12 protein-coding genes and 1 pseudogene are annotated in these 15,158 nt (G+C 41.4%); 10 read left to right on the top strand and 3 right to left on the bottom strand.

Features of this window, described 5'->3' with window-relative positions; all coding sequences use genetic code 11:
* Window position 1: 1 nt before the first annotated feature.
* Entirely contained in the window at window positions 2-1,774 is a 1,773-nt protein-coding gene (locus tag ABID27_RS04965; protein ID WP_253364317.1) for an ABC transporter ATP-binding protein, read from the top strand.
* Between the two features lie 22 nt (window positions 1,775-1,796).
* Here the strand turns inward: ABID27_RS04965 and ABID27_RS04960 are convergent, their stop codons facing one another.
* Complete coding sequence (locus ABID27_RS04960; RefSeq protein ID WP_253364319.1) at window positions 1,797-1,979, bottom strand: 4-oxalocrotonate tautomerase; 183 nt, start codon at window positions 1,977-1,979, stop codon at window positions 1,797-1,799.
* 69 nt (window positions 1,980-2,048) lie between these two features.
* On the opposite strand from ABID27_RS04960, the gene ABID27_RS04955 reads away from it, so the two are divergent.
* From ABID27_RS04955 to ABID27_RS04925, 7 genes are all read left to right on the top strand, one after another.
* Window positions 2,049-2,396 carry a putative quinol monooxygenase gene (locus ABID27_RS04955; protein ID WP_354280659.1) on the top strand — a complete coding sequence of 116 codons (348 nt, stop codon included), beginning with the start codon at window positions 2,049-2,051 and terminating at the stop codon, window positions 2,394-2,396.
* Window positions 2,393-3,184 (top strand): YdcF family protein, encoded by a 792-nt coding sequence (locus ABID27_RS04950; RefSeq protein ID WP_253364323.1) that lies wholly within the window; start codon window positions 2,393-2,395, stop codon window positions 3,182-3,184. The genes ABID27_RS04955 and ABID27_RS04950 overlap by 4 nt, the downstream gene beginning before the upstream one ends.
* A 62-nt stretch (window positions 3,185-3,246) precedes the next feature.
* Entirely contained in the window at window positions 3,247-3,816 is a 570-nt protein-coding gene (locus ABID27_RS04945) for a thymidine kinase (protein ID WP_253364325.1), read from the top strand.
* A 9-nt stretch (window positions 3,817-3,825) separates the two neighbouring features.
* Window positions 3,826-4,374, top strand: coding sequence for a GNAT family N-acetyltransferase (locus ABID27_RS04940; RefSeq protein WP_253364327.1), 549 nt, complete (start codon window positions 3,826-3,828; stop codon window positions 4,372-4,374).
* Window positions 4,375-4,457: 83 nt separating this feature from the next.
* Window positions 4,458-5,177, top strand: a complete 720-nt coding sequence (folK, locus tag ABID27_RS04935) for a 2-amino-4-hydroxy-6-hydroxymethyldihydropteridine diphosphokinase (RefSeq protein WP_354280656.1) — start codon at window positions 4,458-4,460, stop codon at window positions 5,175-5,177.
* A gap of 728 nt (window positions 5,178-5,905) precedes the next feature.
* Window positions 5,906-8,146 carry a 5-methyltetrahydropteroyltriglutamate--homocysteine S-methyltransferase gene (gene metE / locus ABID27_RS04930; protein ID WP_354280654.1) on the top strand — a complete coding sequence of 747 codons (2,241 nt, stop codon included), beginning with the start codon at window positions 5,906-5,908 and terminating at the stop codon, window positions 8,144-8,146.
* 18 nt (window positions 8,147-8,164) lie between these two features.
* Window positions 8,165-10,009 (top strand): bifunctional homocysteine S-methyltransferase/methylenetetrahydrofolate reductase, encoded by a 1,845-nt coding sequence (locus ABID27_RS04925; RefSeq protein ID WP_354280652.1) that lies wholly within the window; start codon window positions 8,165-8,167, stop codon window positions 10,007-10,009.
* A gap of 193 nt (window positions 10,010-10,202) precedes the next feature.
* Here the strand turns inward: ABID27_RS04925 and ABID27_RS04920 are convergent.
* Window positions 10,203-10,405, bottom strand: a pseudogene (locus ABID27_RS04920) (IS110 family transposase); the annotation flags it as partial.
* A gap of 219 nt (window positions 10,406-10,624) precedes the next feature.
* Window positions 10,625-12,001, bottom strand: a complete 1,377-nt coding sequence (locus tag ABID27_RS04915) for a glycoside hydrolase family 1 protein (RefSeq protein WP_354280650.1) — start codon at window positions 11,999-12,001, stop codon at window positions 10,625-10,627.
* Window positions 12,002-12,214: 213 nt separating this feature from the next.
* Between ABID27_RS04915 and ABID27_RS04910 the strand changes: the two genes are divergently transcribed.
* The gene (locus ABID27_RS04910) at window positions 12,215-13,825 is read left to right on the top strand and encodes a sensor histidine kinase (RefSeq protein WP_253364335.1); all 1,611 of its coding nucleotides are present in this window, start codon (window positions 12,215-12,217) and stop codon (window positions 13,823-13,825) included.
* Window positions 13,822-15,135 (top strand): response regulator transcription factor, encoded by a 1,314-nt coding sequence (locus ABID27_RS04905; protein WP_354280648.1) that lies wholly within the window; start codon window positions 13,822-13,824, stop codon window positions 15,133-15,135. The genes ABID27_RS04910 and ABID27_RS04905 overlap by 4 nt, the downstream gene beginning before the upstream one ends.
* Window positions 15,136-15,158: the final 23 nt, after the last annotated feature.

Genomic DNA, 15,158 nt, shown 5'->3' with positions numbered 1-15,158 from the left:
GATGAAAGAACAATCTGTATTTTTACGCTTGTGGATCTACTTACGCAAGTACAAAGGTCAGCTCTTTTTGGCGATTTTCCTGAAAATTGTCAGTTCAGTCATGAATGTCTTAGAGCCATTTGTCTTGGGGCTTGTCATCACAGAGTTGACAGCCAATTTGCTTGATATGGCAAAAGGCGTTCCAGGTGCGCACATCAATGTTGGCTATATTTTTTGGATTTTGGTCATTTATGCCATCCGTGCTCTTTTCTATGAAATTGGTTCTTATGGCTCAAATTTCTACATGACACGGGCAGTGCAGACTAGTATCCGAGATTTGCGTAATGACTTGTCTGAGAAAATCAATCGTATTCCTGTTTCTTATTTTGACAAACACCAGTTTGGGGATATGTTGGGACGCTTTACGTCCGATGTGGAGACCGTTTCAAACGCTCTTCAACAGTCATTTTTGCAGATTATCAATGCTGTTCTGACTCTTGTTTTAGTCATTGTCATGGTCTTGGTGCTTAATATCAAGTTGGCTATTATCGTGATTTTGTCTATTCTATTGACCTATGTGACGGCTCAATTTCTCGTCAAAAGATCGCAGCCTTATTTTAAACGTCAAGCCAATGTTCTCGGGCAGATGAATGGATTTGTCCAAGAAAACTTAACTGGTTTCAATATTTTGAAACTCTATGGTCGGGAGGAAGCTTCTGCGACAGAATTCGCTCAAATCACAGACGAACTCCAAGATGTCGGATTTAAGGCGAGTTTCATGTCAGGGATTATGATGCCGATTTTACATGGTATTTCAGATATGACCTACCTTTTGGTAGCCTTCTTTGGCTCATTGCAGGTTTTGGCAGGCAAGATGACCATTGGGAATGTGCAGGCATTTGTGCAGTATGTTTTCCAAATCGGTCAACCAATTCAGACCTTGACCCAATTGGCGGGTGTCTTGCAGAGTGCTAAGTCGTCCTTGGAGCGGATTTTCCAAGTGATTGACGAAGTGGAAGAAGTTTCGCAAGTGATAGAAGTGCTGGACAAGGATTTGACAGGGCAAGTTAGCTTCAACCATGTTGATTTCCAATACGTGGAGGGCAAACCGCTCATTCGCGACTTCAACTTGGATGTCAAGCCGGGAGAAATGGTTGCTATTGTCGGACCGACTGGGGCTGGTAAAACAACTCTCATCAATCTTCTCATGCGATTTTACGATGTTACCAAGGGTTCGATTACTGTGGATGGTCATGATATTCGGACACTTTCTCGTCAAGAATACCGCAAGCAGTTTGGGATGGTTTTGCAGGATGCTTGGTTGTATGAGGGTTCTATCAAGGAAAATCTCCGTTTTGGGAACTTGAATGCCAGTGACCAAGAAATCATTGATGCTGCCAAGGCGGCTAATGTGGACCATTTCATTCGTACCTTGCCAGGCGGTTACAATATGGAAATGAACCAAGAGTCCAGCAATATTTCACTTGGGCAAAAGCAATTGCTGACCATTGCGCGTGCGCTCCTAGCAGATCCTAAAATCCTCATTTTGGACGAGGCAACTTCATCGGTTGATACGCGTTTGGAATTGCTGATTCAAAAAGCTATGAAACATCTCATGCAAGGGCGAACAAGTTTTGTCATCGCTCACCGCCTCTCAACCATTCAAGAGGCAGATAAGATTTTAGTCTTAAAAGATGGTCAAATCATCGAGCAGGGCAATCACCAGACCCTCTTGGCGGATAAGGGCTTCTATTACGACCTCTACATGAGCCAATTTAGTCAGGAAGAAGAGTAAAAAAGCAACCAATTGGTTGCTTTTATTTTTTCTTCATTTCACCAGCTGGGTAGTAGGTTCCTTCTGGTATATCGTTGATGAAAACGTGGATGTTTTCTTTCGGTGCTTTGGCTACGCGAGAGACGACCTCGGTGACTTCGCGTGCGAGTTGGATTTTTTGTTCTTCGGTGCGGCCTTCAAAGAGGTCAATTTTTACAAATGGCATGGCTTTCTCCTTTTGAATTTATGGTATTATTATAGCACAGTCCGTTTTTTGAAAGAAATGGAGAATGATATGGCAATTATCTTTCATATTTTTTATAAGGGAAAAGACAATGCAGCTCGGGATTTTGCTGCGGAAATGATAGAGAGAGGGCTCGTTAATCAAATTAGATACAGACCCGGCAATCTTTCCTATCACTATTTTCAATCCATGGAGGATCCAGAGACGATTTTGCTGGTGGACAGCTGGTCAGATCAAGAGGCCTTGGACCTGCACCATGCGTCGCCGATGATGCAGGAGATTTTAGCCTTACGAGAGAAATACGGCTTGTCGGCGCGCGCAGAAAAGTTACGTGCAGATGAAGAGGGAGTTCCCGAAGCAGACCAAGTTTTCATGAGCCAAGAGGAGGATGCAGAATGAATCACGTGCAAGCTTTGAATCAATTAGCTTCATTTTTAGGAAGAAGAGACCTTCCTATGCTGAGTACTGTTCAGTTGCAGGAGAGTTATGGGCTGTCACAAGTTGATGTTTTTGTCCTCTTTGGTGGCAGCATCCTAGCAGGTGTCGACGTATTGGCAGAAGCCATGAGTCAGCAAATCGCTAAGCACTACATTATCGTTGGAGGAGTCGGGCACACGACGGCAGCCTTGCGTGAGAATGTGTTGCTGGATTATCCTGATATGGACATTTTAGATGCAAGTGAGGCGGAGATTTTCCAAGCAATCTTGCTAGAAAAGTATGGCTATCAGGCGGATGAGTTAGAAGTGTCCTCGACCAATTGTGGCAATAACATTACCTATCTCCTGGAGCTTTTGGCGGAAAAGGAATTGGACTGGAAATCCATGATACTGTCGCAAGATGCGACCATGCAGTACCGCATGTCGGCTTGTCTCGAAAAATACTGTAGAGACGACCAATTGGTGCTCAATTATGCTAGTTATGTAGCGAATTTCCAAGAAATAGACGGTGAATTGAGTCTTCGTCCGTCTGACCTGTGGGGCATGTGGTCTGTCGAAAAGTATATTGAGCTCTTGATGGGCGAGATTCCTCGTCTGCGCAATGATGAAACTGGCTACGGTCCCAATGGACGAAATTTTATCGCAGCAGTAGACCTGCCAAACGAGGTAGAAGAAGCTTTTGAGGCATTACAGGCTTCCTATGGACACTTGGTTCGTCAGGCAAATCCAGCCTATGCTGATAAAAAGTAAAAGCAGAATTTCTTGAATTATGATAGAATGGAAAGAACAATTATAAGATTAGGAATGAAAGAATGGCTCAGTTTTATTTTAAATATGGCTCGATGAATTCGGGAAAAACGATTGAAATCCTTAAAGTAGCTCACAATTATGAAGAGCAAGGAAAAAATGTCGTCATCATGACCTCTGCCTTGGATACCCGCGCGGGTTATGGTGTGGTAGCCAGTCGGATCGGTATGAGCCGAGAGGCTATTGCCATCACAGACGATATGGATGTCTATGCCTATATTGAGCAGTTAGATCCAAAACCCTATTGCGTTCTTATTGATGAGGCTCAATTTTTGACCAAACAACATGTCTACGACTTTGCGCGTGTGGTAGATGAATTGGATGTCCCCGTTATGGCCTTTGGCTTGAAAAATGACTTCCGCAACCAACTGTTTGAAGGCTCTGAGCACCTCTTGCTCTTGGTAGATAAAATCGAAGAAATCAAAACCATCTGCCAATACTGCTCTAAAAAGGCGACCATGGTCTTACGGACAGTGGATGGAAAACCTGTCTATGAAGGGGAGCAAATCCAAATCGGTGGAAATGAGACCTATATACCTGTTTGCCGCAAGCATTATTTTAAACCGGATATGTGAGAGTGAAATATGGAGATTCGTGCTGCGCAGCTGGCAGATGCCGCTCAGTTGTTGGAGATTTACAGTCCTTATGTGACAGAAACTGCCATTACCTTTGAAACGGAAGTTCCGACTGTCTCCGAGTTTGAAAAACGCATTTTAGAGACACAAGAAAAGCATCCTTACTTGGTAGCGGAGGAAAATGGTCGGATTTTAGGCTATGCCTATGCCCATCCCTATTATGGGCGGGCTGCCTATGCTTGGACGGTTGAATTGTCTATCTATGTCGACCAAGCAGCGCGTGCCAAGGGAGTTGGTAGTGCCTTGTATAATGCCTTGGAGGAAGCATTAGCTGAGCAAGGTGTTCTTAATTTTCTAGCCTGTATTTCGTTTCCGAATGAGCCGTCAATCGCTTTTCATCAGAAACGTGGTTATGAACAAGTGGCGCATTTTAAGCATGTTGGCTATAAGCTGGGAGAATGGCGCGACATTGTCTGGCTACAGAAATCGCTAGGCTGTCCCAAGGAACCGTTGCAACTTGTTGCTCTAAAAACGAAGTGTGAAAATAGCAAGTATTGATAGGATTATCAATGATATTTTGTATATAGTGATAGGTTATTGCTCTATCGTGTAAGTAATAACCTGCATAATAGGAGACAATAATGACACAAGAAGAACGAATTGAGCAAGCCGTTTACCAACTATTAGAGGCGGTTGGTGAAAATCCTGACCGTGAGGGTTTACTCGATACGCCAAAGCGTGTTGCTAAAATGTATGCTGAAATGTTTTCAGGACTTGATAAGGATCCTAAGGATGAATTCACAGCAGTCTTTTCAGAAGGACACAAAGAAGTGGTGCTGGTTAAGGATATTCCTTTTCATTCCATGTGTGAACATCACTTAGTACCTTTTTATGGTGTAGCTCATGTAGCTTACTTACCAAGTAACGGTCGAGTGACAGGTCTGTCAAAATTAGTAGGAAACCTATTTCAAACCAAATTGGTAAGTGTATCCTCTTTTTATGAAACGCCGGCTTGGGGCATGACTGAGCAAGACGATTTTTTAAATGTGGCTGCCTGCTTAGAAACAGAGTTAGGTGCTTTGGAGTTATTGGATGAATGCCAGCGCATTGAAAAAGAACTGGACCGGGTTAGGCATGAACACTGGGGGCCACGTACCATTGATATTGATATCTTGCTCTATGGAGAAGATCGTATGGATCTTGAACGTTTAAGAGTACCCCATCCGTATATGGATCAAAGGGCTTTTGTACTTGTACCATTATTAGAAATTGACCCGACACTAAGCGTGCCAAAAGAATCTAAGACTTATCAGAAATACTTGTCTCAGCTAGACCAATCAGAGATTAAAAAAATCAGTTAGTTGTGTATTTGAAAGCTATTGGTGATGGAAATAAGATAGTATTTAATGATAAACTCTCTCAAAGTGAAATGATGTTGAAGAGTAGCAGGAAGGCTGCACAAAATTATTTACAAGAGAAATTGATTATGCTATACTAAATGTATGCGATGAGCTGAGTAGTGGTTTTACCACATTCGACGCTAGGGAGGTCGCCAGCATAGCTGGAAAAACGCAGGAGCGGACCTTGGTGATTTGTGTGAACCTTTTCACCTCATTGATAAATGCCCTATGTAAAAGGACTAAAGTCTGCTAAGTGCAGGTTTTAGTCCTTTTTATTTATTTAGGTGATCAAATAGTCAGTCACTTAACCTGATAATAGTAGGTTGAGCGAGACAACTTCAGAACATCGAGTAACAGCGTCAGATTGAATTTCTTGCCTAATTCTTGTATGATTTTTGTTGCTTTACGAAGTGAACTGAACAGCATTGATAGCTACTCATCTCACGAATGTGGGACTAATGTGAACATTCACGGTTTACTCATGGAGTTTGTTCCTAAGGGGTCACACTACGGGAACTACTGTTGCACTTAAATTACCAATTGGGGAAATCTGACATATAGCTAAAAACTATACATTGGGATAAAGGAATAATATAATAAAAACTATTGTAATAGTCTATGTAGTTATTGTAAAATTATTCTCAACAAAAAGGTTATAGTTAAAAAGTATAACCAGATAGGAGGCAACTATGGTAATAGTTTCAAATTTGGGATATCCAAGACTGGGTGAAAATCGTGAGTGGAAGAAATTGATTGAGTCTTATTGGAATGGTGACATTAGCCAAGAAGATTTGTTAGTTCAAGCAAAAGCTTTACGAAAAGCATTCTTAATCAAACAAGAGGAGCTTGGTGTTGATTTAATTCCAGTTGGTGATTTTTCACTTTATGATCATATCTTAGATTTATCTTTTCAATTTAATATTATCCCTGAGCGTTTTGCAGAAGAGGACTATGATTTAGATCTTTATTTTGCCCTCGCACGAGGAAATAAAGATCATGTCGCTTCGGCCATGAAAAAATGGTTTAATACCAATTATCACTATCTTTTACCGGAATGGACGAAAGAAAAACCTAGATTGTCGCATAATCGTCTTTTAGAGCTTTACTTAGAAGCACGTGACTTGATAGGAGACAAGGCTAAGCCAGTTATTACTGGTCCTATTACATATGTCGCTTTATCATCGGGAGTAAGGGATCATACAGCAGCGATTAAGAGTCTCCTACCACTTTATAAGCAGATTATTCAGGAATTGGTTGATGCCGGAGCAAGCTATATTCAGGTTGATGAACCGATTTTTGTAACAGACGAAGGTCATGACTATCTAGAAGCAGCAAAGAAAGTTTATGCGTACTTTGCGAAGGAGGTACCTGGAGCTAAACTGATTTTTCAAACCTACTTTGAAGGTTTAGTAGATGCTAAAGTCTTATCAAATTTACCAGTTGCAGCTTTTGGTCTTGATTTTGTTCATGGTTTAGAGGACAATGTGGCTGCGCTAGAAGCTGGATATTTTGCAGATAAGGTTGTCTTTGCGGGGATAGTTAATGGACGTAATGTCTGGGGAACGGATTTGCGGGATTCACAACAATTGCTCGCTAAGATTCAAGAACACGTCAAAGAAGTGGTTATTCAACCATCATGTTCTCTCCTTCATGTACCAGTTACAACGCAAAATGAAACTGGATTAGAACCTGTTTTGAGAGAGGGTTTAGCCTTTGCAGATGAAAAGTTACAAGAATTACGTATTTTAGCTGACCAAAGTGGGTTAGTAGAACCTAGCCCAAGCTTTTCTCAAAAAGTGGCAGCTTTTGAAGCTTTACAAGCAGCAGATTTTCGGCATGTGGTTCTAGAAGACCTTAACAGTGTTGCTAAGGAACGTCAGCTTCCGTTTCAAGACCGGTATGCCCTCCAACAAGAAAAACTGAACTTGCCGATTTTACCAACTACTACAATTGGTTCCTTTCCTCAATCAGCTGAAGTCAGACGTACTCGTCTAGCATGGAAGCGTCAGCAGATTTCTGATCAAGAATATGAAGACTTTATCAAGTCTGAAATTGCTCGCTGGATTAAGATTCAAGAAGACTTAGACATTGATGTCTTAGTCCATGGTGAATTTGAACGTGTGGATATGGTAGAGTTTTTTGGACAAAAACTAGCCGGTTTTGCGACAACAGCTAGTGGATGGGTACAATCCTACGGGTCTCGTGCAGTCAAACCTCCAATTATTTACGGGGATGTGCAACATATTCAGCCATTAACAGTCAATGAAACTGTTTATGCTCAGAGTCTAACCGATCGTCCTGTCAAAGGAATGTTAACCGGTCCTATCACAATTACTAACTGGTCTTTTGAGCGGACTGATATTCCTCGTCAAGATTTATTTAACCAAATTGCACTTGCTATTAAGGATGAAATCAAACTGCTAGAGGATGCTGGTATTCCTATTATTCAGGTGGATGAGGCTGCGCTTCGTGAAGGACTTCCACTTCGTAAGGCTAATCAAAAAGCTTACCTAGACGATTCTGTTGTAGCCTTCCGTTTGGCAACATCATCTGTTAAGGATAGCACTCAAATTCATACCCACATGTGTTATTCAAACTTTGCTGAAATTATCGATTCCATTCGTGATTTGGATGCAGATGTCATTTCTATAGAGACTAGTCGCAGTCAAGGGGATATTATTGAAGCATTTGAAACTGCAACTTATCCTCTTGGTATAGGCTTAGGTGTCTACGATATTCATTCACCACGTGTACCCACATTAGATGAGGTAGTTGCCAATATCGAACGACCTCTAAAACAATTATCTATAGAGCAATTTTGGGTAAATCCTGATTGTGGTCTGAAAACACGTCGGAAACCGGAGACAATTGCAGCACTTGAAATTTTGGTTCAGGCTACTAAAAAAGTTCGTAAGCGTTTTGGAAATTAATCTTTGAAAGGAGAAGCAATGGCAAACCTTTTAGAACGATTAAAAAATGAAATTCTTATAGCAGATGGTGCGATGGGGACTCTACTCTATAGTAACGGATTAGATAATTGCTATGAAGTGTATAATTTAACAAATCCAAAGGATATTAAGAACATTCATAAAGCCTATATAGAAGCTGGAGCTGATATTATTCAAACGAATACTTATGGAGCTAAAAGGCATAAGTTGAAAGTTTATGGGTATGAAAATCAGGTTAAAGAAGTGAATGAAGCTGGGGTTCAGTTGGCACGAGAAGTAGCAGGAGAACATACGTTTGTTCTTGGTACTATAGGAGCTTCTAGAGGGATTCGTCAGTGTGATTTGGCTCTGGAAGAAATTGTTGCAGAGACACTAGAACAAGCAGGATACCTTTTAGGAACAGGGTTACTTGATGGCATTCTTTTAGAAACTTACTATGATGTAGAGGAATTACAGGCGGTTGTAAAGGCATTGCGCCCTCTAACAGAACTTCCGATTATTGCAAATATTTCTCTGCAAGAAGTAGGACTAACGGCTTCTGGTCAATCGGTTGTCGAAGTTTTTAGTCAATTGGTCCTGCAAGGAGTAGATTTAGTCGGTCTTAATTGTCATCTAGGTCCCTATCATATGATTCAAGCTCTTAAGCAAATTCCTCTTTTTGCTCAAGCATACTTAGCTGTCTATCCCAATGCCAGTCTTTTGTCATTAGATACAACAGAAGAGAGTACTTACCAGTTTTCTTCTAACGCGGAATATTTTGGGAAATCAGCAGTGCTATTAGCTAAGGAAGGGGTTCGTCTGATTGGGGGATGCTGTGGGACTACACCTGCTCATATTAAAGCCGCTAAGCGTGCCTTAAAAGGAATGACACCAATTGATAAAAAGCAGGTGACTCCGCTTGTTGAAGAGGCGGAATTATTTCCAAGAAACTCAAAAGGAGAGAGTTTAGTTGATAAGGTGAAACGGGAAATAACGGTTATTGCTGAATTGGACCCTCCGAAAACGCTTGATATAACTAAATTTAAGGAGGGGATTCAAGCATTAGATGCTAGTAATATTGCTGCAATTACCTTTGCTGATAATTCCTTAGCTAGAACTCGGATTTGTAACTTAAGTCTAGCGGCAGTAATGAAAAATAATATTTCTACACCATTTTTACTTCATTTAACTTGTAGAGATCATAATATGATCGGGCTGCAATCACGTTTGCTAGGTATGGATGTTCTAGGGATTGACCATGTTTTAGCTATAACCGGTGATCCATCAAAGATAGGAGATTTTCCAGGGGCTACCAGTGTTTACGATGTTACCAGCTTTAAACTTATTGAATTAATTAAAGGACTCAACAGAGGACAGAGTTATAGTGGAGCGAATTTGAAAAAGGCTACAAATTTTACAGTTGCAGCTGCATTCAATCCAAATATAAAAAATTTAGCTCGATCTGGTCGATTGATTGAAAAGAAAATTGATTCGGGAGCAGATTATTTTATTACTCAGCCTATTTTTAAGGAAGAGGTAATTGAGGAATTAGCAAAGTTAACTTCTAGTTACGAGCAGCCATTTTTCATTGGTATCATGCCGATAACTAGTTATAATAACGCAGTATTTTTACATAATGAGGTTCGTGGTATTGAATTATCGTCAGATTTTTTGAACTCCTTGGAGGCTGTTAAAGATGATAAGGAAAAGTGTCAGGAACTTGCCTTAGAAGAAAGTAAGCGGCTAATTGATGTGGCTCTCCAGCATTTTAATGGCATCTATCTTATCACGCCATTTATGCGATATGATTTGGTTTTAGAACTTAGTGATTATATTGATAAAATAAAGCAAGCGCGAATATTATGAATGAACTCTTTTAGGAAATTTGGATTATTTTACAAATGGGATGTAAAATCGGATAAGGTGCCCCAAGCGTTGCCTATCCGATTTTTTGTATTTTCTACTACTTGCTAAGTCTCACAAGGAGCTTCATGGAAATAACATGTTATAGCACCTCGCTCAGAGGTCAAAATCAGTCATTTTTTCAAAATTTGGTTAGGTTGGCAGACTGAAAGCGACGAATCTCCTCTTGTTCCCAATAATGCTTGTAGCAGTTGTCTCCGCAATGCTAGGAATGGCGATTAGCACTTCATATTCTGTTAGTGGCCGAGCTAGAGTTACCATCTCATCTAAGAAAGTTTGTCTTCGTTCAGAAAGTCTATGCAGTTCTTGGACATAGTAAAGAACCTCTTCTATTATAGTAAAGGTTTTTTGACGGCACTGTAAGACTAAGACCGGTGCGCCAGTAGATATAGTGATGCCGTTTTCAATACACGACGTCTTGGGGCGCACATACCTTGATAACATTTCCTATAAAATATCCACCGCTTAACAAGAGACATCGACTTTATCATAAAGAAAAAGTAGCGAGTAATTTCTCCTGTCGGAGATTTTCTCACTACTAATCTTAATATGCTTTAGTTAAAATCCGTTGTTTTGGCTTAATTCTTTGAACCAATATCCAGATTTTTTGATGTGGCGATTTTGGTCGGTTAGGTCGAGTTGAACCAATCCGTAGCGGTTTTTATAGCTGTTGAGCCAAGACCAGCAGTCTATGAAGGTCCAGACAAGGTAGCCCTTGCAATTGGCTCCTTCTTGGATAGCGCGGTGCAATTCAGTCAAATGGCCTTTGATGAAATCAATCCGATAGTCATCTTGAATGGTATCGTCTACTAGGAATTTTTCTTCGCCTTCCACGCCCATGCCATTTTCTGTCAGAATCCACTCGATATTTCCATAGTGTTCTTGAATATTTTTAGCGATATCGTAGACCCCTTTTTCATAGATTTCCCAACCTCGGTGAGGATTCATCTTGCGACCTAGCATTTGATAGTGGTCATAGTAGAATTCTGGGAAGAATGGGGAGTCGGGATGGGGCAGATATTTTGGTGCTGCCACGCGAAGTGGTTGGTAATAATTAACGCCGAGGTAGTCTACCGTGTGATTTTTGATGGTAGCCAAGTCTTCTTCAAGAAATTCAGGCAACAAATCATGGTGTCGGATAATCTCTACTAACTCGGGTGGATATGTGCCTTTTACAGCTGGGTCCAAAAAGGACTTGGCCTGGAATAATTCGGCAATCCGCGCTGCTTTGACATCAGCGGGGTGCTGACTGCGTGGGTAGGCAGGAGTCAAATTTAAGACGATACCAATTTTCTTATCAGGATTGACATCGTGGCAGGCTTTCACGGCTAGGGCCGAAGCGAGTTGGGTGTTAAAGGCGACTTGCACACCAGCTTTGGCATCAATGACAGCTGGATAATGAAATTGGTAAAAATAGCCACATTCGACAGGGACGATGGGTTCATTAAAGGTAATCCATCGGTCTACCCAGTGGTTAAAGTGCTCAAAGCAAGTACGCGCATAACGCTCGTAGGCTAGGACCGTTTCTCGCTTGGTCCAGCCGCCTTTTTCCTCCAGTGCCATGGGGAGGTCAAAATGATAGAGATTGACAAAGAGTTGGATACCTCGCTCTTTGACGCCACGAAAGACTCTCTCGTAAAATTCAAGAGCAATTGGATTGATCGCTCCATCTCCATCAGGAATCAATCTGCTCCATTGGATAGATGTACGAAAGGCTGTGTGGCCAGTTTCTACGAGCAAATCCAAGTCTTCTTCGACGTGTTGGTAGAAAGTGGAAGTCGTTTCAGGACCGATTTCCTGATGAAATTTTGCGGGTTCGATTCGGAACCAATGGTCCCAAGTGTTGTCGCCTTTTCCATCTCCAACTACTCGGCCTTCCGTTTGTACCCCCGAAGTCGAAGAACCCCAGAGAAAATCTTTAGGAAATTGAATCATATTATCACCTCAGTATTCGTCTCTCTGTTTTATCTTAGCACATGGTTGAAAAAAAGAATTGTACAAATAATACCAAGCATTCTACAAAATATAGGACTATGTCGAGCTTTACGGAGTGCCTGTATTTTAATGGTATAATAGTCCTATAATATGGAATTGTAAAACGATTTCAGTTAGTGTAAGATAAAAAGGTGTCATCAAAGAGGGGGGCTTATGAGAAAATTCTTGATTGATTCGCTCTTACGACTATATTCGATTATTACCATTTGTATCTTGTTAGTTTTTGCAGGTGTCATCTCTATCAACAATAGCCAAGCCTATTACAGAGACCTGGAAAAAATGCAGATAGATTTGGCGACCCAGTTGGAGTCAGATGCCAATCGCATGTACAGTATGGCATCGGAAGAGATTTATGATATTTTCCATAACGACATTCGTTTAGAAGGAGTTTACAAATATTTTGAATTGTCTCCTGGAGAGTACGCAAAATGGAATCTAGACCAGTCAGATAGTTGGTTGGCCAATCCATCCCTCCATCAAAACATCGCAGACATTTACCGGAGAAATGAGTTTATCAAGGGCATTGATATTGCGCTGACAAGTGGGAAAACGGTGTTCGTTTCAACCAGTCTGATGAAAAATGGCCGACAAATTCCTGCAGCAGCCTACCACAAGCCCCCAAATTCCTTTTCTATTGCCGTCCATAGCCAGCAAAATTTTGAAGTCATTGCTATTGTCTATATCACGGTTGATACCTCTTATTTTGAAAATTTAGTCCTTGATCGGACTGACCTCCCGGTTTATGTCAACATTCGCTTAAATGATTCTCCCTTTTATCACCTGCGTACCGCCGAGGACACTCGACTGTATGAGCAAAATCTAGGAAAGCGTTCTAGAGTACAAATCGGTGTGAAGCGCTCGGATATTCGGATGGATATTGTCAAGCTGGTAGGTGGCATTACTTGCCTGAGCTTGATTGTCGGTATCTTACTCTTACTCATCTTGCAACGGGTATTTGCCAATTATGGCAATCAGGTGAGTGACTTGGTAGAGACCATGCAAAATATCACCGGACGGGACCGTGATTTACGGATTAATCTAGAACATAAGCGGCGAGAATTGCTGACGATTTCAACTAATATCAATGAAATGTTGGACTATCTGGAGGAATCAAATCGAGAAATCTATAGCTTGGAGTTGGCCCAGCAGGAGGCGAATTTACGAGCCTTGCAATCGCAAATCAATCCTCACTTTCTCTACAATACGCTGGAATTTTTCCGGATGTATGCGGTCACGCATGACCAGGATGAATTGGGGGATATGATTTTTGAGTTTAGTAGCTTGATGCGCAACAGCATTTCGCAAGAAAAGACGACGACCATCCAACGTGAGCTGGAGTTCTGCGAAAAATTTTCTTATATTTGCCAGCTACGCTTTCCAAAATCTATTGCCTACGCTTATCAGGTGGCAGCAGATTGCCGTGATGTGGAAATTCCTAAGTTTGCTGTACAACCACTGATTGAGAATTTCTTCATCCATGGGATGGATTATAAGAAAAAATCCAATGCAATTAGCGTTAAAGTTTACCGCGAACAATCAGCGGTTTGTATCTTGATTCGGGATAATGGGAAGGGAATGCCAGCCGATACCTTGGCGGAATACCAAGAAATGGTGGCAACGGATCGATATCTAGAGACTAATTCTGTAGGTATCCAGAATATTCATCAGCGACTTCGTTTGTATTTTAAGGATGCCTACCAGATGGAAATTAAAAATAGTCCCTTTGGTGGACTGACCTATTTGATTAGAATTGAGGGAGTATGAAATTGCAAAAAGTAATGTTGGTCGATGACGAATATATGATTGTAGAAGGGTTGAAAAAATTGATTCCCTGTGAGGAGTTGGGACTTGAAATCGTCCATACGGATGAAAATGCAGAGTCAGCCTTAGACTACCTAGCCCAACATCCGGTGGATATTGTGATTACAGATATTTCCATGCCGGACATGACGGGTTTAGAGATGATTGCAGAGTTGAAAAAGCGCTCTCCCGAGACGGAGTGTATTGTCTTGTCTGGCTACCAAGATTTTAACTACGCTCGTCAGGCAATTTCTCTTGGAGTAGTGGATTATCTGGTGAAGCCAGTTGACTGTGCGGCTTTAACAGATATCTTGGCGCGGTTGGTGGCTAATCGTCGTCAGGGCAATTGGTCTTGGGCGCGTGAATTTTTGGCAGGCCACGAAGAGAGTCTAAAGCATGTGGATATGGACCAGTTTCAAGACAAGACTTTCTATTTGACGGCGGGACATACGCTGCAGGTGGAGGCTATTTGCCAGCATGAAGCGACGGTCTTGGGTAAAAAAAATGTACTTGCTCTATGGCAAGAAAAACCAGAAGGAAACTTTTTGTATGTGGAGGAATGCCAATTTTCAATTGAGCAGATTCACGATATCTACAAAGAAGTGCAGCAATATTTTTATTACGCGGATACGCCAATTCGAGCAGATAGTGACGCGCAAGATCCCTATAAACTTTTGTCGGATAAATTAACAACGGGACTCTTTTCGGACTTTGTCAGCTTGTTGCCAGAAGTTGCAGGCATGCTAAAAGCACGAAAAATGCCCATGTATCTCACGCAGCAAATCTTCGTTCAACTCATGTCAGAAGTTTACCAGCATCTAAATAAGTTTGATACGGACAATTTCCACATTGTAGTGGATGCTATTCATTCATACCATAGTCTTGAGCAGATGCTAGATTACGTACGCGATGAGGTCAATGCTCTCTGTCAAGCGCATCGTTACAGCGCCCATGTCACAGCTGTTTTGAAAATTGTCAGCGAAGATTACCAGCAGGAATTGACGCTGAAAATGATGAGCGATCGTCTTTTCTTAAATGCCGTCTACCTCGGGCAAATTATCAAAAAAGAAACAGGTGCTCCGTTTTCAGAGTTGCTCAATCGTCAGCGTATCAAGGTTTCGCAACAATTATTGATGACAACGGATAAGAGTATTGAAGAAATCTGTTTCCAAGTTGGGTACAATAATGTCGGCTACTTTTATAAGATATTCAAGCGTTTCTGCAACGAGTCACCGAAAGTGTATCGTGAGCAATTGGAAGCGGCTAAGGCATAAGAAAATCTCTCAAATCATTGAGA

It is taken from the genome of Streptococcus gallinaceus (assembly GCF_040545695.1).
In the GTDB taxonomy this organism is placed as follows: Bacteria; Bacillota; Bacilli; order Lactobacillales; family Streptococcaceae; genus Streptococcus; species Streptococcus gallinaceus.
Note: the sequence above shows the minus strand (reverse complement) of the source record. Positions and strands in the feature narration are given on the sequence as shown.